This window comes from Neobacillus paridis, from assembly GCF_016765675.1.
Classification (GTDB): Bacteria; Bacillota; Bacilli; order Bacillales; family Cytobacillaceae; genus Neobacillus; species Neobacillus paridis.
Genome location: NZ_JAESWB010000355.1, coordinates 32360 through 54020, shown reverse-complemented (window position 1 = coordinate 54020; position 21661 = coordinate 32360). Strand labels below are relative to the sequence as shown.

Sequence of the window (21661 nt, the reverse complement as noted above, 5' to 3'; positions counted from 1 at the left end):
GTGGGCTGACAACACCGGCCTTACATTTTTTCAAAAAGCTTGTCTTTCATCCACTATTGTCTTTGGTCAAAAATAAGTCCTTTCTAAAAAAAGCAGAAGTCTGAAATTATAAATAAGTTATAATATTGCTATGAACAATAGATCGGGAGGGAAACAGGATGCCGATTGAGTCTCGAAACGAGGAAATGATCCTTTTAAAAGAAATTGCTGAGCTTTTGAATGAGGGAACAGACACAAGCGACGTGCTATCCGGTGTGCTAAAGAAACTCCTTGATGTGACAGGGCTGCAAACGGGCTGGATCTTTTTAATCGACGATCATGGAAAGCATCATCTCGCTGCTGCTGAAGCCCTCCCGCCAGTCTTAGCCGACAACCATCATCAGCGGATGTGCCATGATGATTGCTGGTGTATCGACAGGTACAATAAACGCAAGTTAAACAAGGCCACTAATATTATCGAATGTAAACGAATTGAAGATGTACTCGAAGAAGGCGCGGGAGATACAGGCGGCCTGACCCACCACGCCACTGTGCCGCTAAGAGCGGGACATGAGCGGTTCGGGATTCTAAATGTCGGCTCGCCATTTAAAACGCATTTTGAAAAAAATGAACTGGCCTTGCTTGAGGCAGTTGCTTATCAAATCGGCACTGCCTTAAAACGCATAAAGCTGACACAAAGGGAGCAGGAGACAGCGCTGATTGCCGAACGCAATCGGCTGGCAAGAGATCTTCACGATTCCGTTAACCAGTTGTTATTTTCCCTCAGCCTTACCGCAAGGGCGGGAGTGGAAATGTCAGCGAACAAAGAAGTTAAACAAACGTTTAGTTATATTCAAGATTTAGCTCAGCAAGCCTTGGGAGAAATGCGTGCTCTTATCTGGCAGCTCCGACCGCAGGGACTGGAAAATGGCCTTGTCAGTGCACTTAGAAGTTATGCAGAGATGCTGGATCTTTCACTTGAAACGAAGGTTACCGGTGCCGCCAGCATACCGGGGAAAGTCGAGGAAGCTTTGTGGCGTATCGGACAAGAAGCCCTTGGCAATTGTAAAAAACATTCACAAACGGCTGCAGCAAGGTTATTTGTTCATATTTCTCATGATGCGATTGTCATGACCATAAAAGATAATGGCTGTGGCTTTCAATATGAAGAAAATCATGAAATTCCCTCCTTAGGTCTGAAAAATATGAAAGTACGGACAGAAGCGTTACATGGGACTTTTCAATTAAAAAGCAAACCGGGGAGTGGAACAGAAATCCAAATCCAGATTCCATTTTAAGGTCAAATCCGCTTTCCTTTAGGTTGAGACCATATTACGGAACACAAAACCATTTAAAGGAGTGAAAACTTTGAGCATTCGCATTTTAATCGCCGATGATCATCATGTTGTCAGAAGAGGACTTGCTTTTTTTCTACGGACGCAAAAGGACCTCGAAATTATTGGGGAAGCAGCTAATGGGAAGGAAGCAGTTGAGCTAGCCAAAGCATTAAAGCCTGATCTCATTCTGATGGATTTGCTGATGCCGGAGATGGACGGAATTGAAGCAACCAAGATCATCAAAAACCAGCAAGCTGAGATCAAAATTATGATGCTAACCAGTTTTTCCGATCAAGATCATGTCATTCCCGCCCTTGAAGCCGGTGCTTCCGGATTTCAGCTAAAGGATATCCAGCCTGATGAACTAGTTACCTCCATCAGAAAAATAATCTGCGGCGAAAGTCAGCTGCACCCTAAAGCCACCTCCCACTTACTGGCAAACTTGTCCAATCAAAAAAGCCGGACAAAAGAGCCGCTCGAAGAATTGACGAAACGAGAGTTGGAAGTTTTAAAGGAAATTGCCAAAGGGAAAAGCAATAAAGAAATTGCAGCGGCATTATATATCACTGAAAAAACCGTGAAAACCCATGTCTCGAACTTGCTGGCCAAACTTGAGCTTGCCGATCGGACGCAGGCTGCCCTTTACGCTGTGAAACATCAATTAGTTGATTAAACAACAAACCCTTTGGTTATCGACCCAAGGTGTCGGAGGTTTCTCATAGGACCGTGCATATCGTAACGGCTTGTCCCCATATTTGCTTTGCTAAGGAACATTCATACTAAGGACCCAATCTACCATCAGTTTGAGTAGGCCACGAACGGAGGGATACAGCCCTTTTAAAAAAAATAAAGACCCCCAACCAATTTGTTGAGAGCCTTTACAGCTTATTGATCAATGCTGCTGAAAAAAGGATGCCAGCTTCGCGGCTACTTCGTCTTCGTCTTCACCGTCCACTTCCAAATGAAGGAGATCTCCTTCCTTAACGGAAGTCGACATAATATGGATAATGCTTTTCATATTAAACTTTTTACCATCTTTCACTAAATGGACGGTGCTTTTATATGGCTTTAATAATTTTACAAGCTCCCCCGCCGGACGAGCATGCAACCCATTTTCAATTCGCACTTCAATTTGTTTTTGAATCATATCTTCAACTCCTGATTCTTTACAAAAGCTTGGGAACTTCTTTGACACTTTCTGCCGCCTTGACGACTTCCTCCAAAGAACTTCCAATTCCCGCTTCAATAACCGCGGTGTAAGCTCCTTCAACCAACGGGGCATCGCAAAAAGCAACTTTTGTATTAGTTTCCAACAATTCGACTGCCAGCTGGGCATTTAACAAAGCGCTGCCTAAATCAAATAACACAGCGACGCCGCTTTCTGAGTCCGCTTTTTCAATTGCCTGCTTGATTTTGATTGCGCTTGTTCCAATTTCATTTTCTTCTGTCCCGCCGGCAATAGCAATCTCTACCTCTGGCTGGATTTGATGCAAGATTTTTCGCAGACCTTCCACCAGTTCGTGACTATGAGAGATTAATACAATACCGACACTCATGAGGCAGCACCCTTTAATACCGTGAATAAAGAGCTAAATAAAAGTTCGGAGGAAACGGCGCCGGGATCGAACGTCCCAATTGATCTTTTTCCTAAATAGGCTGCCCTGCCCTTTTTAGCTTCCATCGCTTTTGTTTCCACCATGCATTCATGCGTAAATTCGATTAACTCATCCATGCCTGCTTCTGGATTGTCCAGCCATTTGCTAACGACGGGCTCCCATACATCGACCATCGTTTTCTCGCCTATTTCCGCCTTTCCCCGTAGTTTAATTCCTTTCAGTGCTTCATTTAGGGCATTGGCCAAATCAATATTAGTGCACTCCCCTTTTCCTTTCAAAGCGGTAGAGGCTTTTAAAAAGGCCGTCCCGTAAAGCGGTCCCGAGGCGCCGCCCACTTTTCCAATCAGCGTCATCGCTACCTGCTGTAGCATCGCACCGATGTCCGTGAATTCCTGGGTAGCTAGTTTATTACTCACTTCTTGAAATCCTCTCGCCATGTTGACACCATGGTCTCCGTCACCAATTGCCCGGTCTAATTCCGAGAGATAATCTTTTTGTTCTTGGATTCTTTCATTTGCCAGAATCAGCCAGTCTTTCATATTTTGTTGATTCATCTGCTTTCCACCTCCATTATTTCCAAGCAGCTGTATCCGCAGGTGCTTCAAGAAGTTCAGTCAATTCATCATCCAGTTTCAAAATTGACAGGGAAAGGCCTGCCATCTCAATCGATGTCATATACTCGCCAACAAAGGTTTTATACACTTGGACACCCTTCTTCGCCAAAATTTCCGAAACGTCTTTATTGAAAATAAATAATTCCATCAGTGGTGTGGCACCTAAGCCATTGATCAGGACGGCAACCTTATCTTCCGCTGTGAGCTGATGTTCAGCGAGAACTTTTTCAACGAGCAGCTCAGCAATTTCATGGGAGGTTTTCACCTTTGTTCTCTCAATACCAGGTTCACCATGGATCCCCATGCCCACTTCCATTTCTTCTTCAGAAATTTCAAATCCCGGCTTCCCTACAGCTGGAATCGTACATGGAGTGAGGGCAATCCCCATACTTTTTACGTGGCTGATTACTTTATTGGCGACCGCTTCGACTTCTTCTAAGGAACCGCCTTTTTCCGCTTTTGCTCCGGCAATTTTATGTACAAAAACCGTACCGGCAATACCGCGGCGGCCGGTGGTAAACGTGCTGTTTTCAACGGCAACGTCATCATTAACAATGACTTTGGCAACCTTAATTCCTTCCGCTTCCGCTAATTCTGCAGCCATTTCAAAATTCATAACATCGCCGGTGTAATTCTTAATCACCATTAGGACGCCATTACCACTGTCAATGGCCTTCATACCTTCGTAAATTTGATCCGGAGTAGGAGACGTAAATACTTCACCTGCGACTGCAGCATCCAGCATCCCTCGACCAACGTAACCTGCATGTGATGGTTCATGACCGCTGCCTCCTCCGCTGATCACGGCCACTTTGCCGGGAACAGGAGCATCGGCACGAACGATTACCGTTGTTCCTTCGAGATGGCGAAGTTTATCGGGATATGCCTGAACCATCCCTTCAATCATTTCATGAACCACGGCTTCTGGGTTATTGATTACTTTTTTCATTGAAAAAACCTCCTCAATATATATGCCTGTACATAAACCTTCAATGCATAATTCATGCCAAATGAAAAAGGGCTCTATTTCAGGCCTTTTGAAATCGATTCCAAAAAAATAGGGAAAATGTATCAATGGTGTTGATACTTTTTCCCAACAAGGCTGGTTAAATGATATTTTCTCACCTTGGCAGCGACCGTTTTATGGGTGACCCCTAGTGCCTGAGCGATTTGGTTAAAACTTGGGTAAAACTGAACGACATGAGTATAGATCATTTTTTCATAGTCTTCCATCATTTGAATTGGCAAATTTTCAATTAATTCCGCGAAGGCTGCCTTCGTTTCTTTACCGCTTGATTGTGATGGATTGATAATATAATCAGGAAGGCTGGTAATCGATAGGGTGTCGCCATCTTCCAGTGTAAGTAAACGCTCCATCATATTCTGCAATTCACGAATATTGCCGGGCCACTGATAATTTTTTAGCACTTCCATAAAGCCTGCTTCATATTTGTTGATATTTTTTCCCAAGCGGTCATTATATCGGATCCGAAAATATTCTGCCAACAGCGGAATATCGGATAATCGCTTTCTTAACGGGGGAAGATGGATCGGTACGACATGAAGCCGGTAATAAAGATCTTCACGAAATGTGCCCTTTTCCACCATCTGCTCTAAATCTTGGTGGGTTGCTGCGATAACCCGGACATCGAGAGAAATCGTTTCGTATCCCCCGACACGTTCCAGCTCTTTTTCTTGTAAAACGCGCAATATTTTGGCTTGCAAATCAAAATTGAGATCACCGATTTCATCCAAAAAGATTGTGCCATGATTGGCTAATTCAAATTTTCCTTTTCTCGTTTGAATTGCTCCGGTAAAGGCCCCTTTTTCATGGCCAAATAATTCACTTTCAATCAACTGCGGCGGGATCGCGGCACAATTAACACGAATAAATGGCTTTTCTTTGCGGGAACTGGCCCCATGAATCGCTTTAGCCACCAGTTCCTTTCCCGTCCCGCTCTCACCGGTAATCAGCACGGTCGCATCTGTTTTGGCCACTTTGTTTGCAAGCGAAATCGTATCTTTAAACGTTGAACTTTCACCAATCAATGGATTAAAGGCGGCATCAAATAATTGATGTTTCGACAGCTCCCTTTCTAAATATCGGGTTCTTTCCTTTTCCATTTGCAGTTGTTCAACCAGCTTTTTCATATCATCAATAGGAAGCAAGGCAATGACCGTCCCGCGAAATTCACCATCGACCATCGTCGGATTGACTCGGGCAATATAGGTAGCCTGCCTGGAAAATGAGACAATTTTCGCCCGTGAGACATATTGAGTATGGATCTCGTTCCACAGATCCTCACCGACAATATCACGAACATGGTAATTCAGTCGTTCCTGTTCCATTAAGTTCATAAAGGCGGAATTTAAAAAGATTAATTTCCCGCTGACATCAGACAAGGCCATTAAATCATCGACAGATTGAAGGACCAGCTCTAGCTCTTTCTGTAATTTCTTTGTCTCGCTTAGCTCTCTGCTCAAAGCCTCTATAGTTGAAATATCTTGAAAAATGGCCGTAGCTCCAATAATTTCATCGTCTAACAAAATCGGTGATCTATTTGTCATAATAACTCTGTTGCCGAGCTGCTGCCTTTGGGCTGCCTCTTTTTTTCCTGACTTTAATATAAAGGCCAAATGGGAGTCAGGAATGACCTCATCTGCCTTTTGGTTGAGCAAGTCCCTATCTTGTTTTCCTAATAACCGTTGTGCTTCATCATTTACAAAGGTAATTCTATTTTCCTTATTCACTACGATAATACCGCTAAGAATATGCTTAAGGATGACATCAAACGTTAACGAGTTTTCCACTAACAGCCGATCCGCTTCTTTCTGGATCCCATCATCTGGCTGCTGCTGGAGCAGTTGCGCAATCTCTGCTTGTTCGCATGGGGTAAGCGGATTCTCACAATGAATCGAGACTGACTCTCCCCGTTTGATTTTTAATGAAACGATCTGATAAAAATGGGTGATTGGAACTTTTTGTTCCCGATATTCGAGTATGACATTCTTCAGTTTCTCGTGACTTTCCAGGATGCCTTGAAATTTGGCTATCAATGTTGCCACAACCCGGATATGCAGTCCATTTTCTTTCGTTACTTTGAATTGGTAACTAAACATTTTTATCCCTCTCAGAAAAAACAGAAATAACGGTCCTCGTCACCATCTACTATGACAAATTCTTTCGTGAGCCGTCAATGTATTTTTAGGGACATTCTGATGCACAGTAAATTCGTTAATGTAACCGCAGTTTATGGCGCATTTTTCCTTTTTCAAAGCCCTCTTGCCACCAGATATGGACATATTGCTCGCACTGGTAATAAAGCGCTTCGCTCATTGCGCCTTCTTGTCCGCTGCCCCAATATAATAAAAAATTATACAGGGTATCAATTAAATGTTTCTCTTCTTGAAAACAGCGCAGTCTGACTTTTTCGATTTCCTCACCGTAGTAGCCAAACTTGCTGAATTTTGCTCCCAATAAATAAGCTTCAAGGGCGATATCATAACAGGCCTCTTCAACACCCGCATTCATAATCAAGTTCGAGGTAAGTCTCATTGAACCAAATAATTGCTGCACCCGCGTCTTTAGCGATTGGATCGATAACTCACGCAGGACAGAGCGTTCATATTTCATTTGTTTTTCCAGTCGCTTTTCTTTAAAGGTTGTAATTACAGTCACTTCTTTTCACCTCTTAGCACTATTCTTTATCCCGCGTTCAGAAGAAATGCAAAGAGTTGATTGAATTCCATTGCCAAATTTTTTATCCCGTTTTGCCCTGCATCCGCTTGATAACGAACACTTCGAGCAAATTTTTGTCCTCCTTTTCTATTCCTTTAAATTAAAATAAATGGTGAGCAATTGGTCGGCTACGATATCATGTGAATGAACCTTTTCCACATATTGTCGGCCTTTTTCACCAAGTTCACGACGCCATTCAGGATGTTCAAGCAGCTTTTTGGTTTGTTCATATAAATTATCAGGATTAGCATTCACAATTGGTAACCCGGGCGGAAAGGTAGAAATAAGATCAGGACGAATAAATGTGACTACAGGCTTCCCTAGGGCCATCGATTCCACACTTAGTAATCCGTAGGATCCGCATAAGACCTGATCAAGAATGATATCCGCATTCCTGTAAACTTTAATCGCTTCCTCATGGTTCATTTTCTCAATTCGCTGATAGTCAAAATCATACTCATCCTTTAATCTTTCTATTGTCTGTTCAATATAGCGGGTACCTTTAAAGTCCGGATTGGTTGGGGCATGAAGAATAAGCGGCCTTTTCTTTTGCACGGACGGATAATTGGGCTCGAAATGGGACAGGTCAATCGCAATGGGTACGACATGTACCTTCTCATAATAGTCTTTGACGTATTCATACACCTCATAATCTTGAACAATGGCTTCTTTTATATAGGTGGTAATTTTCAATAATTTGGCATGGATATCTTCATTAGGTGGGGAGTCTCCCGTATATACATATGGATTGTGGATTTTCGCCCGGTCATGAAACCGGACATCATTCCCCCAGTGATGCATAACCATTTTTTTATTTCGGCTTTTTATTTCCGGCAAATCGGTAAATTCCGGGGAAAGGGTTGTGCCATAATGAAAATGAAATAGATCAAAGTAATCGAGAATATACTGAGTCTTTTCTTCAAGGCCGTCCTGATCGGTATTGACGAGAAAATCCTTATAACCAAGGTAAGAATGGAACGTGTTATAGCCTATTGAATAATGCCCTTTTTTTGCCAGAGCACTGCTCAAAATTCCCATTTGTCCGGCAATTTCAGTCGTTCCGTGAAAGATTTTCAAGCTTCTTCCCTCCTTGAAGCCATTGATAGGTTTTAGCAACTCCCTCGGCAATGGTATGAGATGGTTGCCATTTTAAATCAGCGCGGATCTTCTCAGCCAGGATACTCCTCCTTTGTACGACATCCACTTTTCGCTTTGGAGCAAACTGTAATGGAAGGTCTTTCTGCCCGCATACTTTGCGAACCTCTTCCGCTAAGTCAAGGACGCTTGTTTCAATCCCGGTTCCCACATTATAAACAGCCCCAACGGCTTTCTCGTTCTTAGCCGCCAGCAATACCGCATCCATCGCGTCTTCCACATAGGTGAAATCCCGCGTTTGACTTCCGTCGCCGAAAATAACCAGTGGCTGTTGATTTTGCGCTGCCTCGAAGAATTTCGCCACCACCCCGCAATAGGGATTGCTAGCGAGCTGCCCTGGTCCATAGACATTGGAAAATCTTAGAATGCTAATCGGCATTTGATACATTTCCTGATAGACATGACAATAATGCTCCATTGAAAATTTGCTGGCTGCATAAGGAAGTTTGATATTATAGAAAGATTCCGGTGTCGGTAAAATGTCAGCTTGGCTGTATATAGAGGTAGTGGAGGCATAGACAAATCGCTTTAATCCACGGCAGCATTCCTGTGTCTTTTGCAGAAGCAAATAGCCTCCAAAAAGATTGGTTTCAAAATCATCATTCATGCTCTCTACGGATAAGACGAGATTTTTACAGGCAAAATGGAAGACATATTCTACCTGAGGCAATACCTCTTCCAATATTTTTTCATTCGTAATACTTCCTTCATAGAAGGTGACCCGGTCTGATTGCGGAATGGCCTCCCTATTTCCGGTTGATAAATCATCGATAATATAAATATGGTCACATAAGGGCATAAGTCTTCTAACAAGCTGCGACCCTAAAAATCCGGCACCGCCCGTCACAACAACATTTCCAAATTTCATCGTCAGTTTCCTTCCTTTCTGTTCATATCCGTTGTGGAGAATGAGGTTAATGGAAAGTTGACAACTTGTTTCTTCAATTCTGATTGGTAGATAGCAAAAATAACTTCCAGTGCTTTTTTCCCCTCTTTTCCATCAATCAGCACATGTCGGCCCTGTGAATTTACCGCTGCAATAAAGTCCTCATACATATAAAGCTCTTCATTCCCATCATTTAGAAGCTGGTCCAGTTCTTCCATATTGGTTTCCTCTCCTTCCATAAACCAGCGCGATATTTTATTAAGAGAGGGACCTTCGATGGAGATTGTCCCTTTTTCCCCAAAAATTGATAGAGAGTAACCAAGATTATAAGGCTTTGTAACTATATTCGCCTCGATAATCCCCTTGGCGTTATTTTTAAAATGAATAATCCCTACCGCCACATCCTCCGTTTCCTTGATTGGCGATGTTTGAGTGATTTCTCCATACACCGTTTTTACATCGCCAAGAAACCATTGCAGCAGATCCACTAGATGAATGCCTTGATTGATTAGCATTCCACCATCAGTAGACCATTTCCCCCGCCAAGCAGCAGCTGAATAATAGTCTGGTGTGCGATTAATTCGAATCGAAGCAACACCCAAATAAGGTTTTCCAATTTTTCCGGTGTCAATCAGCTGTTTTATTTTTTGCATGACTGGCCGAAACCGCAGTTGGTGGCAAACCATAAGTTCCCTTTGCTGTTTCTCTGCCAGTGCGATGATTTCATTCGCCTCTGCAATAGACAGTGCCATCGGCTTTTCCAGGACAACATGTTTTTGCGCGCGGAGGACTTCTTTAGCCATCAAGGCATGCAATCCGGAGAAAGAAGCAATAATAATGGCATCAATTTGCGAATCTGCAAGCATTTCTCGATAATCTGTGTAACATGTGATCGTTTGGGGTTCTCCTGAAATGGATTGATAGTACTCCTTTGTTTCCTCCATTCGCGCCACATGCAGGTCACTAATGGCGGTTAGCTGTGCATCCTTACAGCTGGCCAATGCCTGAAGATGCTTTCTTGAGATGAACCCGCAGCCAATCAAGCCAAATCGAACCGTCATTTTAGTTTTCATCCTTTTGTTTTAATATCGAAATAATTTGATCTTGTTCCTGCTCTGTTAAAAATGGATGCATAGGAACCGCAAAAAGCCTTTCAGACAACGCTTCGGCAACCGAGAAATCCCCTGTTTTGTATCCTAATGGAGCATATACCTGCTGTAAATGAAGGCAACGGGGGTAATACACGGCTGTTTGGATCTGCGCTTGCAGCAACTTCTTCATCCGTTCTTCACGGCGCTGTGAACCTATACAAAACAAGTGATAAATATGAGTACAGTGATCGGACTCTACGGGTAATGTTAAATCGGAGACTCCCGCGAGAGACGTACGATAACGCTCCGCAAGCTCTCTTCTTCTTTGATTCCATTCGTCAATTTTCGCAAGATTGATGAGCAGGATGGCGGCATGCATTTCATCAAGCCGGCTATTATAACCGATGCGATCATGGAAATATTTCTTGGTTGTTCCATGGGTGCGAAGTTTTCTAATTTTATCTGCCAGTTCACGATCCGATGTTGTAATGATTCCCCCATCCCCCATGGTTCCAAGATTTTTTGTTGGGAAAAAGGAGAAACATGCAGCATCTCCCAGACTGCCAACCGCTTGATTCTTATACATAGCTCCAAACGCTTGACAGGCATCTTCGATAACGATGAGTCCATGTCTTTGTGCAATCTCATTAATTTCATCCATATCAGCGGGCAGCCCGAATAGATGTACAGGAATAATGGCCTTTGTCTTTTCTGTTATTTTCCCCTCTATTTCACTAGGGCTAATATTATAGGATACCGGGTCTACATCTGCAAACACCGGAACAGCTCCGACTCTCGAGATGGCTTCCGCGCTTGCAAAGAAGGTAAATGGTGTGGTAATCACTTCATCTCCAGGCCCAATTCCGTATGCCTCAAGGGTAAGCACAAGTGCATCCGTTCCATTGGCAACAGCAACCGCTTCTGTAACACCTAACCGCCCTGCAATTTTTGCCTCAAGCTCTTTCACTTTTGGCCCTAAAATATACTGGCCGCCTTCAATCACCTCTGCTATAGCCTGCAGCACTTCTTGTTCAACACTTTTGAACTGACGTCTTAAATCGACAAGGTTAATCATTCTCTTCCCCTTCTCTCTATATCAAATATGCGTACACTGGTCTTTCAAGCATCCGCCTTTTCCATGCATGTTCTATTTTTCAGGCTGCGCATCATGAAGAAAGCCAGATAAACATCATTTGATCTAGTCATGTTGTTTATATGTCATCCTAATCTATGACTTACAGATACACGGGGAAACGGCAGGTAACTATTCATCATTGATTTTCCCTTTTTTATCACCCTCTATGGCTCCATTAACCGTTTTTCCGCAAATTGTATGATTATGTCCTAAATTGTGATCGAATTTCACGATTTAGATGTTTGTCCATTTCCACCCTAATTGGCAGACATATGATGTAATATATTTTTTAGAAATGAGGAGAGTAAATAAATGGACATCCAAGATTCACAGAGGAAAACAGAGACCATTGCAGTTATTGGATTAGGATACGTAGGTCTTCCTTTATCTGTCATGCTCGGGGAAAAAGGCTTTTATGTAACAGGAATTGATCTAGATACTAATCGGGTAATGAAGCTACAACAGGGAAGAAGCTATATCGGAGACATTGATGACACGACATTAAAAAAGGTCACAGATAGCGGGCACTTCCATGCCACCACCAATTTTGATGCGATAAAAGCTGTCGATGCCATTATTATTTGTGTACCTACCCCCTTAACTCAGCATAAGACACCGGATGTAAGCTTTATTATGAGTGCCGGAATGGAAATTTCCGCAAGACTTCAAAAAGGCCAGCTTGTTATTTTAGAAAGCTCTACTTTCCCGGGTACTTCAAAAGAAGTACTTTTGCCTATTCTGAAAAAAGGCGGGTTAAAGGTGGGCACTGATTTCTTCTTGGCGAATTCACCTGAACGAATTGACCCAGGCAATAAAAATTTTCGGGTCGATGAGATCCCGAAGGTCATTGGGGGAGTGACGGAGCAGTGTCGAGACAAGGCATTAGCTCTTTACCAGAAAATTTACCGTGAAGTGGTACCTGTTTCTTCAACAGAAGCTGCAGAACTGACCAAGCTACTTGAAAATACGTTCCGTTTTGTCAATATTTCATTTATAAATGAGATGGCGATGCTGTGTGATCAATTAAAAGTTGATATCTGGGAAGTGATTAGTGCCGCTGCCACTAAACCATATGGATTTACCCCATTTTACCCGGGGCCGGGAATTGGTGGTCATTGCATCCCGGTTGATCCGATCTATCTTCAATGGAAACTGCAACAATATGAGACAAGTAGTGCCTTTATCACCATCTCGGACCAAATCAATACAAAGATGATTGACTACATCGTGACTCGGACTGAGGAGCTGCTAAAACCAACACAGACACTTTCTTCTGCAAAAATCTTGATTTACGGTATCACTTATAAAAAGGATGTCGCTGATATACGGGACTCTCCGACATTAGAGATCATGAAACAATTTATCCAAAAAGGGGCCACTGTCAGCTACCATGACCCATATATTCCACAATTAACAATTCTGGAGCATTCGATGACCAGTGTTGCTTTAACAGAGAACTTATTAAGCGAAATGGATTGTGTGATTATTTTAACAGATCACTCATCCATTCCACTGGACAAAATCTTACACCACGCCCAGCTTGTTTTTGATACGAGGAATGTGACAAAAGGACATCAAGGCACAGCCCATGTCGTTCGTCTTGGAGAAGGAGACAATTTATAGAGGATTACTTTGATCAGTGGGGGATTATCCTTTCCCACTGATTTTTATTGTCCACATCGTTGACTATCCTCTGTAACAGACTTAAAAAACCTCGGAATAACGCTAACGCTGGATGGTTTTTCGAAAAAAGTGCTGGAGTTTTTTCATTTTTCATCTGAAAAACCGGGCAATACGACCCGGTCCTTGTGGTTTAACAATTCATATTGTCCCTATAGAGGGGCTATTCTTTTATTCTTCCTGGATTTCCAACAACGGTCTTGTTGGCCGGAACATCCTTCGTAATCACACTGCCCGCTCCAACAATGGCATTTTCCCCAATCGTAACTGCCGGTAAAAGGGTCGCATTGTTCCCAATCTTTGCTCCTCTTTTAATAACGGGGCCTTGATGTTTGAAATTCCCCATCCCCATATACTTATCATTTGATGAAGAAACACATGGTCCAATAAATACTTCATCTTCAATGATCATATCTGCGGTAATATAGCAGCCCGTTTGAATAGTCACACGCTTTCCAATCCGTGTGTTTGTTTCCACGATGGCATTACGGCCCACAATGCTGTCTTCGCCGACTGTTACCTTTTCTCGGATACTTGTTAAGTCACCGACAAAAACACCAGATTCTAACTTGACATGACGATAGATCACACTATTACAGCCAATCGTAACATGATCTGCAATCACTAATGGATCAAGGGTTTTTCCCGGCTTTCGTGCCATTTTTTTGTTAGAAGATGTTGGCTTGCCAAGAACCGTCAGTTCTCCAATTTGAACAAAATCCCCAATCCTCGTATCCTTTTTAATAATCACGTTATGCCCAATCGTGACATTGTTTCCGATTACGACATTCTCTTCAATTACTACGTTCTCCCCAAATGTGACATTATGACCTATTTGTGCTGATGCATGGATCATACACCGACCCCCTCCTATAATGGAATAAGTGAAGCTGTTTCCCATAAGAGATAACGCTTCACTTTCACTATCAAAGCTGCTGGTAAATGGATAAAAGCTCGCTTGCTATTTTTTCACCCGAATGATAGGTTTCCACATATTTTCTACCGGCTACTCCAAGTTGATAGCGCCGCTGTGGGTCTTGAATTAATTCAAGTAGTACATCAGCAAGAGTTTCCGGAGTTGCCTGGACAATGGGCAGTTCGTCAGGAAACTTACTGCGGACATCATCTCTAATGAATGCGACGACCGGTTTCCCCATCGCCATTGCCTCAACACTGAACATGCCATATGTTCCACAGAGCAGCTGATCAATAATAATATCTGCATTCTTATACTCAGCGATGGCTTTTTCATGACTCATCTTTTCGAGAATTTTAAATGTAAACGGTGCCTTGCCTTGAATTTGCTCCATAGCTGCTTCTACATAGTCAGAGCCTTTAAAGGCGCGATTGGTTGGGGCATGAATAATGACAGGATGATGATTTGTAACAGATGGATACGCAGGCTCAAATTCTTCGACATTACAGGCAAGTGGCAGTATAAAGACATTTTTGTAATAATCCTTTACGTAAGGGTACGTTTCATAATCTTGGACGATGGCTGTATCAATATACTGAGAAAGAAACGTAAGCTGTTTGTGAATTTCTTCATCCGTATAATAGGTGGGCGGAAGCGGATAGGGATTCAGCTTTTTGACCATTGCTTCACTGCGGACGTCACTGCCCCAGTGATGCATGATCATTTTCTTCCCGTTTGCTTTTAAGAGCGGAAGATCCGCGAAATCTTGCATTAACGTGTTAGCATTATGAAAGTGGAAAATATCCGTATTCTTAACGAGAAACTCCATTTCCTTCAATATCTCAAAGGCATCCGTATTGATAATGTCTCCCTTATAATTCAAATACGTGTGAAAACAGTTATATCCGGCAACATGATGTCCCTTTTTCCGCAGCTCTTTACAAATAATCCCCATCTGCCCAGCAATTTCAGTTGGGGCATGCACAATGTTCATATACATCTCTCCTTCCGCTATAGTATATTCACATTGGATAAGTTGGTTAGTTATATTACAAAAAATAGGGACGTGCGGACTCACCATTTATTCCAAGGGCTCATACGCTGTAATAGGACAAAAGGAAAGGGTGAGAATTCATTTGTCAACAAATCAATATATGACAGCCGAAGAACTTGGTATCCAAAATCATCTTTGTGTGCTTCCTTATGGAGATGAATCTGAAAGCGGGATTTGTAATTGGACAGCGGAGGATTTAAAACCATATCAATTCTATTTAGTAAATGATGTTGCCATCGATTCAATGTTTGGCGGATTGATCTTCAATCCAATCTGCGGTAGAAAAGATCATTTTATGTACCCGATGTATACTGATTTTGGCAAACCAGTAGAAAAGGAAGATTGGAAGCTAGCATTAAAGCGACTTTTCTTACGAAATTATAATTTGGATGCTGCAGCAAAAAACACAACAGACGGAAAAAAGCTGGATATATGGGTGACCGTCCCATATCCCAATATTACCCAAACAAACTTTGGTAAAGTGGAAGGGGCAGCCATTAATTTTAAAATTGAAGAACATAGAGTCTTAGCGATGACATGGTGGATCAACAGGTTTTTAAGCAAATGGGAAAAGGCCAAGCATCTCCAAGAAAAATTAACCCTTCGAGGATTTGTCTGGCCGCGGGCATCCATTGACAGCCAAGATGAAAATCTTGTGCAAAAGATGACCACCTATATTCGACAAAAAGGGTTACTGTCTTTATGGCTGCAACAATATGGTTCTGTCGGATGCGTGGAATGGAAAAAGTTTGGCTTTGACGCTACCTGTACGCATCCAAATTTTTATGGAACCACCGGGCCAGACTTTCCCTGGATTGCCAATTCTACGGTGTTTGCCCAATATTTTCGTATTGGCATGCAAATCACCTTCGGAAAAGGGTTGATGTATAAAGAAAATCATTTGCTTGATTATTTAAATTACGGTGTTTACAACGAGTACATGACTAAGAGCCTTCTCGTGTTTCAATTTCCGAATCAGACCATGCGCGAGATTTATCAAAATCATCCCAATGAATACACCTATCTCTATTCTTTTATCAAAAAGGTTTATTCTCCTGTTTATCCGACCGCGGCATTCCCGGCATAACCATATAACGAACTGGTATAAAAGGATCGGTAAAACAAAAACAGGCTATTTCACCAGAAATGAAATAGCCTGTAAACGTTGATATATCATTGTTTTCATGAAGATTAACGTTTTGAGAACTGAGGTGCACGACGAGCGCCTTTAAGACCGTATTTCTTACGCTCTTTCATACGGGCGTCACGAGTTAACAAGCCTGCACGTTTTAAGGTTGGACGGAATTCTGGGTCAACTTGCAGTAATGCACGGGCAATACCATGACGGATTGCGCCAGCTTGACCAGTGTAGCCGCCTCCTTTTACGTTGACTAGAACATCATAGCTGCCAAGAGTTTCAGTAGCTACTAATGGTTGTCTTACAACAACACGTAAAGCTTCAAATGGGATATATTCTTCAATGTCACGACCATTAACAACAATTTTACCTGTACCTGGGACTAAACGTACGCGAGCAACTGAGCTCTTACGGCGACCGGTACCAATATATTGAACTTGTGCCAAGTGATTTCCCTCCTTTTAATTAACCGCGAAGCTCGTAAACTTCTGGTTTTTGTGCTTGGTGTGGATGCTCTGCGCCAGCATACACATGTAATTTTTTGAACATTGCGCGACCTAGAGAGTTTTTTGGAAGCATGCCTTTTACTGCAAGCTCAAGCATTTTCTCAGCATAGTTCGTACGCATCTCAAGAGCCGTTCTTTGTTTTAAACCGCCTGGATGTAAGCTGTGACGGTAGTAAATTTTATCATTCAATTTATTACCAGTAAGTTGAATTTTAGATGCATTTAGAATAATTACATGATCACCAGTGTCAACATGTGGTGTATAAGTTGGTTTATGTTTTCCACGTAAGATTGATGCTACTTCGGAAGCAAGACGACCAAGGGTTTTGCCTTCTGCATCAACAACGTACCATTTGCGCTCGATATTGTTGGCATTTGCCATAAACGTTGTACGCATGAATTTCCCTCCTAATTAAAATCCTCAAAAATTATTTTTTGGCACTATCACCAGCAGCGAGCGTCAAATTCTGTTTCTTGGAATTAACGATCATTGCCGCTGTACAGCTTAATTTTTCGATCATATATTTTCAAATCACGACTAAAACTTTCCGGGGCTTTATCGTGGGATTAAAAACACACACATATTATATAATAAATATTCAGGGACTAATTGTCAAGAAAAATGTTACACCTGGTAGGGTTGTTTTCATTCATTTATTTTAACCATACTTTTCGTAAAACACCTTCCACAAAAACAATCCCTGCGGTGGGGCTGTTTTACCGGCAAAGCGCCGATCTTTTTTGGCTAAAATAGCCGTCATATCTTCGGGAGACCGTTCACCAGATCCTACTTCCAGCAATGTTCCGACTAATATCCGTACCATATTGTACAAGAAGCCATTGCCCACAAAACGAAGTGTGAGTAAATCGTCATCGAGCAAAAAATCAATCGTTTCAATTGTCCGTACCTTATCGACCACCTCTGTCTTGGCTGAGCAAAAACTGGTAAAGTCTAGCGGCTGGCCAACTACATACTGACTTGCCTGCCGCATGGCCGCCAAATCCAAGGCGTAAGGATAACGATACGAAAATTTTCGTTCAAACGGGTCCCGCTTTTTTGACAACAGCAGCCGATAGCGATACTCCTTCCCAACCGCATCATAGCGGGCATGGAAGGAAGGGCTGACCTTTTCAACATGAAGAATGGAAAGATCGTCAGGAAGCAGTGAATTTAAGGCAACGACCCACTTATCATCAGGGATCAATAGCGGTGAGTCAAAGTGAATTACCTGTCCCTTGGCATGAACGCCGGCATCCGTACGGCCTGAAGCCGATACTTTCACTTCACGCCCTTTATGCATCTTCGCCAACACCGCTTCCAATTCCGCTTGCACGGTGCGCTTGTTGGGTTGGACTTGATACCCGAAAAAATCTGTGCCATCGTAGGCAATAATTGCTTTATACCGTTGCATAGTTAAACTCCATTAGGAACGAAAATAGATTAGCATAATTGTCACCACTGCTAGGAAAGCCAGCTGCAAGGTATCAACTGTTTTCCAGCTCAACTGGCGATATTTGGTTCGACCTTCACCGCCGCGATAGCCCCTCGCTTCCATGGCAATCGCTAGCTCCTCGGCTCGCTTAAACGAGCTGACAAACAACGGGATCAATAGTGGGATAATCGCCTTAATCCGTTCCATTAGCGGCCCGCTGGCAAATTCGACGCCTCTGGCAATCTGTGCTTTCATGATTTTGTCTGTTTCCTGCATCAGCGTTGGAATAAACCTTAATGAAATAGACATCATCAGCGCCATTTCATGAACCGGAAAGCGGAGTTTCTTTAATGGGTTTAACAGGCTTTCAAGTCCATCGGTAATTTCAATTGGGGTCGTTGTCAATGTCAATAAGGAAGTCATTAAGATCAGAAAGAAAAACCGAAAGGAGATATAGAAACCCATCTTAATTCCTTCAGCATAGATTTTCACGAACCCCCAATCCACCACAACGGTTCCTTCCCGCGTAAAAAACAGCTGTAACAGAAAGGTAAATGCTACCAGCCATAGAACCGGCTTTAAGCCGCCATATAAGAAGCGGATGGGTATCCGCGACAACCCGATCATCAAAAATGTATAAACGCCAATAATGGTATAAGTCAGCCAATTATTTGCGATAAAGATAATACAAACAAACAGAAAAATAATCGTTAATTTCGAACGCGGGTCCATTTTATGAATCATCGAGTCTGCAGGAACATAACGGCCAAAAATCATTTTCTCCATCATGATGTCACACCCCGCCTTAACTGCTCCGCTACAGCCGCCGATAATTGTTCAATCGATAAAAAGATCTTCTCCAGCTTGATGTTCCCTTTTTCCTCTAGCTTTAATTGAAAACGGACTACCTCAGGGACATCCAGCCCCATTTGCATTAAATCCTGGGGAGCGGAGAAAATTTCTTCAGGGGATCCTTTTTTAACAACCTTCCCCTGTTGCATGATGACAATTTGATCCGCATATCTAGCGGCGTCCTCCATACTATGGGTTACCAGAATGGTCGATAGCTTCCGTTCATTGTGAAGCGCATAAAACATGTCCATAATTTCTTTGCGCCCGCGAGGATCCAACCCAGCTGTTGGTTCATCGAGAACAATCACATCCGGATCCATTGCTAACACCCCTGCGATCGCCACCCGGCGCATTTGCCCGCCCGATAAATCAAATGGAGATTTATCGAGGATTTCCTCAGTTAAGCCCACCTGTTTCAAGGCAATTCGGGCCCGTTTCTTTGCCTCTGCTTCGGAAACACCGAAATTCATGGGTCCAAATATGATGTCCTTTTCGACTGTTTCCTCAAACAGCTGATGTTCTGGAAACTGAAAGACAATCCCAACACGCTGACGGACAGGACGCAGGTCTTTATTTTTTTGATGTGCTTTAATTTCTCTATCCCCTATTGTCACGGTTCCTTCAGAAGGAATCAGCAAAGCATTTAAATGCTGCAACACGGTAGACTTGCCGGAACCGGTATGCCCGATGATCGCCAAATACGTACCTGAGGGAATTTCAATCGATACATCCTGGATCGCAAGCCGCTCAAATGGGGTGTTAGCTTGATAACGGTAATCTACATGCGAGAGCGAAATGTCCATAACTCTTCCACCAACTCTTCTTCCGATAAATAATGCTTTGCTAACGAAATTCCTTGTTTTCTAAATGCTTTCATCACTTTAACTGAAAATGGGATATCTAATCCTAATTCAATCAATTGCTCATCCATTGAGAAAATTTCTTCAGGTGTGCCTTCCCGAAAAACTTCGCCTTTATTCATCACAATGATTCGATCAGCTTTTGCAGCCTCCTCTAAATCATGGGTTATCGAAATAACCGTCAAAGCTTTTTCATCCTTTAGCGTTCTGACCGTTTCTAATACTTCTGCCCGGCCCCTTGGATCCAGCATAGATGTTGCTTCATCCAAAATGATGATGGCTGGCCTTAATGCGAGGACACCGGCAATGGCAACGCGCTGCTTTTGTCCGCCTGAAAGATGGTGCGGCTCTTGATGCAGAAACGTATCCATTTTAACCTTTTTTAATGAATCCTCAACCCTATGGATCATCTCTTCCCTGGGGATGCCCATGTTTTCTAAACCAAAAGCCACATCATCCTGGACAGTTGTTCCAACAAATTGATTATCAGGGTTTTGAAACACCATCCCGATCTTTTTACGAATATCCCAAATGTTTTCTTCGACTAATTTCATACCGGATACAGTGATTTCCCCCTCTTTGGGAAATTGTAGACCATTTAACAGTTTTGCCATTGTCGATTTTCCCGACCCATTATGACCGACAATCGCCAGCCACTCCCCCTCATATATTTCAAAGGAAACATGATTAAGGGCATTTCGCTCCTGTCCATCATATTGAAAAGTCACCTCTTTTAGTGACACAATTGCTTTGCTCATTGCTGTGTTCCCCCCTAACCCAACTGCCTTTCTAAATGGCAGCTTACGTTAAGCTATAGCTCCATTTCGTATACTATCTATAAAAATAACATAGATTTGTTTGAAGAAATAGAACTTTGCTATATTTCGTCCCTTTCTGATATACAAAAAAAGCCTGCACCTCTTCCCAGGGCAGTGCTTTTAGCAACTTCTGCATGTATAAAAATTTTTTAAATGGAAGAGGTGCATGAGCTAGACGAGTCACAAAAAAGGAGATCGGTGCTCCTTTCTTCAGATGGTTAATGGAAAACCGGAAGCTCTAAAAAACAGAGTTGTGCTCATCATAACACTCTTTTTGGCTGGTTCATCAGGCGGTGTGAGCAGAGCTTAGCTTGCCTATATTCAAGTCTGAAATTCAATCATTTCCACTAATACTTAAATATTCAGATTCGCTATTGCGACGCTTCGCCTCTGTACAACAAAAGGGCAGAGAACAAGTTTGTTACAAAACTGTCCAGCGCCCTTGTTGTCTGAAAAGATTTTTATACTAATTCGATAATAACCATTGGAGCACCATCGCCGCGGCGTGGTCCAAGTTTCATAATTCTAGTATATCCACCTTGGCGCTCTTGGTAACGTGGAGCGATATCAGAGAATAGCTTTTGTAGTGCATCTTGACCATTTTCTGCATCTGCTACTTCGTTACGTACGTAAGCAGCGGCTTGACGGCGAGCATGAAGGTCACCACGTTTTCCAAGCGTAATCATTTTCTCAACAGTCGAACGTAATTCTTTGGCACGTGTTTCTGTTGTTTCAATGCGCTCATTGATAATTAAATCGGTTGTTAAATCACGCAGCATTGCTTTTCTTTGTGCACTTGTGCGTCCTAGCTTTCTGTATGCCATGAAGGGTTCCCTCCTTTGTTGAAGTCAT

The 21661-nt window shown here is 42.6% G+C and carries 23 protein-coding genes; 4 read left to right on the top strand and 19 right to left on the bottom strand.

Translation table 11 applies throughout. The annotated features are described in order from the left end of the window. Positions 1–158 precede the first annotated feature (158 nt). Positions 159–1277: a GAF domain-containing sensor histidine kinase gene (locus JK635_RS20825; RefSeq protein WP_202655849.1), complete on the top strand. Its 1119-nt coding sequence runs from the start codon at positions 159–161 to the stop codon at positions 1275–1277. A 70-nt stretch (positions 1278–1347) separates the two neighbouring features. Next, the gene (locus tag JK635_RS20820) at positions 1348–1989 is read left to right on the top strand and encodes a response regulator (RefSeq protein WP_235888276.1); all 642 of its coding nucleotides are present in this window, start codon (positions 1348–1350) and stop codon (positions 1987–1989) included. Between the two features lie 219 nt (positions 1990–2208). On the opposite strand, the gene JK635_RS20815 is transcribed toward JK635_RS20820, so the two are convergent. The 10 genes from JK635_RS20815 to JK635_RS20770 all read right to left on the bottom strand — a co-directional run bounded on the left by JK635_RS20815 (position 2209) and on the right by JK635_RS20770 (position 11492). Beyond that, entirely contained in the window at positions 2209–2463 is a 255-nt protein-coding gene (locus JK635_RS20815) for an HPr family phosphocarrier protein (protein WP_202655848.1), read from the bottom strand. Positions 2464–2482: 19 nt separating this feature from the next. Continuing rightward, positions 2483–2872 (bottom strand): dihydroxyacetone kinase phosphoryl donor subunit DhaM, encoded by a 390-nt coding sequence (dhaM, locus tag JK635_RS20810; protein ID WP_202655847.1) that lies wholly within the window; start codon positions 2870–2872, stop codon positions 2483–2485. Next, complete coding sequence (gene dhaL, locus JK635_RS20805; protein ID WP_202655846.1) at positions 2869–3486, bottom strand: dihydroxyacetone kinase subunit DhaL; 618 nt, start codon at positions 3484–3486, stop codon at positions 2869–2871. The genes dhaM and dhaL overlap by 4 nt, the downstream gene beginning before the upstream one ends. Positions 3487–3502: 16 nt before the next feature. Next, positions 3503–4495 carry a dihydroxyacetone kinase subunit DhaK gene (dhaK, locus tag JK635_RS20800; RefSeq protein ID WP_202655845.1) on the bottom strand — a complete coding sequence of 331 codons (993 nt, stop codon included), beginning with the start codon at positions 4493–4495 and terminating at the stop codon, positions 3503–3505. Positions 4496–4617: 122 nt separating this feature from the next. Next, a complete protein-coding gene (locus JK635_RS24820) occupies positions 4618–6666 on the bottom strand; it encodes a sigma 54-interacting transcriptional regulator (RefSeq protein WP_202655844.1) in 2049 nt (682 codons plus the stop codon). Between the two features lie 115 nt (positions 6667–6781). Further along, positions 6782–7225, bottom strand: a complete 444-nt coding sequence (locus JK635_RS20790; protein WP_202655843.1) for a YbaK family protein — start codon at positions 7223–7225, stop codon at positions 6782–6784. A 147-nt stretch (positions 7226–7372) separates the two neighbouring features. Further along, complete coding sequence (locus tag JK635_RS20785; protein WP_202655842.1) at positions 7373–8362, bottom strand: glycosyltransferase family 4 protein; 990 nt, start codon at positions 8360–8362, stop codon at positions 7373–7375. Continuing rightward, complete coding sequence (locus JK635_RS20780; RefSeq protein ID WP_202655841.1) at positions 8337–9308, bottom strand: NAD-dependent epimerase/dehydratase family protein; 972 nt, start codon at positions 9306–9308, stop codon at positions 8337–8339. Before JK635_RS20780 ends, JK635_RS20785 begins: the two co-directional genes overlap by 26 nt. A gap of 2 nt (positions 9309–9310) precedes the next feature. Then, positions 9311–10387 carry a Gfo/Idh/MocA family protein gene (locus JK635_RS20775; RefSeq protein WP_202655840.1) on the bottom strand — a complete coding sequence of 359 codons (1077 nt, stop codon included), beginning with the start codon at positions 10385–10387 and terminating at the stop codon, positions 9311–9313. Between the two features lies 1 nt (position 10388). Beyond that, a complete protein-coding gene (locus JK635_RS20770) occupies positions 10389–11492 on the bottom strand; it encodes a DegT/DnrJ/EryC1/StrS family aminotransferase (RefSeq protein WP_202655839.1) in 1104 nt (367 codons plus the stop codon). 372 nt (positions 11493–11864) lie between these two features. Between JK635_RS20770 and JK635_RS20765 the strand changes: the two genes are divergently transcribed. Continuing rightward, a complete protein-coding gene (locus tag JK635_RS20765) occupies positions 11865–13175 on the top strand; it encodes a nucleotide sugar dehydrogenase (protein WP_202655838.1) in 1311 nt (436 codons plus the stop codon). 220 nt (positions 13176–13395) lie between these two features. Here JK635_RS20765 and JK635_RS20760 read toward each other — a convergent pair whose 3' ends face one another. Both JK635_RS20760 and JK635_RS20755 read right to left on the bottom strand, forming a co-directional pair. After that, complete coding sequence (locus tag JK635_RS20760; RefSeq protein WP_202655837.1) at positions 13396–14088, bottom strand: N-acetyltransferase; 693 nt, start codon at positions 14086–14088, stop codon at positions 13396–13398. Between the two features lie 70 nt (positions 14089–14158). Continuing rightward, complete coding sequence (locus JK635_RS20755; RefSeq protein WP_202655836.1) at positions 14159–15142, bottom strand: glycosyltransferase family 4 protein; 984 nt, start codon at positions 15140–15142, stop codon at positions 14159–14161. 142 nt (positions 15143–15284) lie between these two features. Between JK635_RS20755 and JK635_RS20750 the strand changes: the two genes are divergently transcribed. Then, entirely contained in the window at positions 15285–16289 is a 1005-nt protein-coding gene (locus JK635_RS20750) for a DUF4855 domain-containing protein (RefSeq protein WP_202655835.1), read from the top strand. A gap of 104 nt (positions 16290–16393) precedes the next feature. Here JK635_RS20750 and rpsI read toward each other — a convergent pair whose 3' ends face one another. From rpsI to rplQ, 7 genes are all read right to left on the bottom strand, one after another. Beyond that, the gene (gene rpsI, locus JK635_RS20745; protein WP_202655834.1) at positions 16394–16786 is read right to left on the bottom strand and encodes a 30S ribosomal protein S9; all 393 of its coding nucleotides are present in this window, start codon (positions 16784–16786) and stop codon (positions 16394–16396) included. Positions 16787–16805: 19 nt separating this feature from the next. Continuing rightward, positions 16806–17243 (bottom strand): 50S ribosomal protein L13, encoded by a 438-nt coding sequence (gene rplM / locus JK635_RS20740; RefSeq protein WP_202655833.1) that lies wholly within the window; start codon positions 17241–17243, stop codon positions 16806–16808. 262 nt (positions 17244–17505) lie between these two features. Continuing rightward, positions 17506–18258, bottom strand: a complete 753-nt coding sequence (gene truA / locus JK635_RS20735; protein WP_202655832.1) for a tRNA pseudouridine(38-40) synthase TruA — start codon at positions 18256–18258, stop codon at positions 17506–17508. A 12-nt stretch (positions 18259–18270) separates the two neighbouring features. Then, positions 18271–19068 carry an energy-coupling factor transporter transmembrane component T family protein gene (locus JK635_RS20730; protein ID WP_202655831.1) on the bottom strand — a complete coding sequence of 266 codons (798 nt, stop codon included), beginning with the start codon at positions 19066–19068 and terminating at the stop codon, positions 18271–18273. Further along, complete coding sequence (locus tag JK635_RS20725; RefSeq protein ID WP_202655830.1) at positions 19065–19934, bottom strand: energy-coupling factor ABC transporter ATP-binding protein; 870 nt, start codon at positions 19932–19934, stop codon at positions 19065–19067. The genes JK635_RS20730 and JK635_RS20725 overlap by 4 nt, the downstream gene beginning before the upstream one ends. Then, positions 19910–20749 (bottom strand): energy-coupling factor ABC transporter ATP-binding protein, encoded by an 840-nt coding sequence (locus JK635_RS20720; RefSeq protein ID WP_202655829.1) that lies wholly within the window; start codon positions 20747–20749, stop codon positions 19910–19912. Before JK635_RS20720 ends, JK635_RS20725 begins: the two co-directional genes overlap by 25 nt. A gap of 521 nt (positions 20750–21270) precedes the next feature. After that, complete coding sequence (gene rplQ / locus JK635_RS20715) at positions 21271–21633, bottom strand: 50S ribosomal protein L17 (protein WP_202655828.1); 363 nt, start codon at positions 21631–21633, stop codon at positions 21271–21273. Positions 21634–21661: the final 28 nt, after the last annotated feature.

Bases quoted from the DNA above. Each gene is read 5' to 3' on its own strand.
- JK635_RS20825 (WP_202655849.1), top strand. From the start codon at position 159: ATGCCGATTGAGTCTCGAAACGAGGAAATGATCCTTTTAAAAGAAATT.
- JK635_RS20815 (WP_202655848.1), bottom strand. From the start codon at position 2,463: ATGATTCAAAAACAAATTGAAGTGCGAATTGAAAATGGGTTGCATGCT.
- dhaM (WP_202655847.1), bottom strand. From the start codon at position 2,872: ATGAGTGTCGGTATTGTATTAATCTCTCATAGTCACGAACTGGTGGAA.
- dhaL (WP_202655846.1), bottom strand. From the start codon at position 3,486: ATGAATCAACAAAATATGAAAGACTGGCTGATTCTGGCAAATGAAAGA.
- dhaK (WP_202655845.1), bottom strand. From the start codon at position 4,495: ATGAAAAAAGTAATCAATAACCCAGAAGCCGTGGTTCATGAAATGATT.
- JK635_RS24820 (WP_202655844.1), bottom strand. From the start codon at position 6,666: ATGTTTAGTTACCAATTCAAAGTAACGAAAGAAAATGGACTGCATATC.
- JK635_RS20780 (WP_202655841.1), bottom strand. From the start codon at position 9,308: ATGAAATTTGGAAATGTTGTTGTGACGGGCGGTGCCGGATTTTTAGGG.
- JK635_RS20775 (WP_202655840.1), bottom strand. From the start codon at position 10,387: ATGACGGTTCGATTTGGCTTGATTGGCTGCGGGTTCATCTCAAGAAAG.
- JK635_RS20770 (WP_202655839.1), bottom strand. From the start codon at position 11,492: ATGATTAACCTTGTCGATTTAAGACGTCAGTTCAAAAGTGTTGAACAA.
- JK635_RS20765 (WP_202655838.1), top strand. From the start codon at position 11,865: ATGGACATCCAAGATTCACAGAGGAAAACAGAGACCATTGCAGTTATT.
- JK635_RS20760 (WP_202655837.1), bottom strand. From the start codon at position 14,088: ATGATCCATGCATCAGCACAAATAGGTCATAATGTCACATTTGGGGAG.
- JK635_RS20755 (WP_202655836.1), bottom strand. From the start codon at position 15,142: ATGAACATTGTGCATGCCCCAACTGAAATTGCTGGGCAGATGGGGATT.
- rplM (WP_202655833.1), bottom strand. From the start codon at position 17,243: ATGCGTACAACGTTTATGGCAAATGCCAACAATATCGAGCGCAAATGG.
- truA (WP_202655832.1), bottom strand. From the start codon at position 18,258: ATGCAACGGTATAAAGCAATTATTGCCTACGATGGCACAGATTTTTTC.
- JK635_RS20730 (WP_202655831.1), bottom strand. From the start codon at position 19,068: ATGATGGAGAAAATGATTTTTGGCCGTTATGTTCCTGCAGACTCGATG.
- JK635_RS20725 (WP_202655830.1), bottom strand. From the start codon at position 19,934: ATGGACATTTCGCTCTCGCATGTAGATTACCGTTATCAAGCTAACACC.
- JK635_RS20720 (WP_202655829.1), bottom strand. From the start codon at position 20,749: ATGAGCAAAGCAATTGTGTCACTAAAAGAGGTGACTTTTCAATATGAT.
- rplQ (WP_202655828.1), bottom strand. From the start codon at position 21,633: ATGGCATACAGAAAGCTAGGACGCACAAGTGCACAAAGAAAAGCAATG.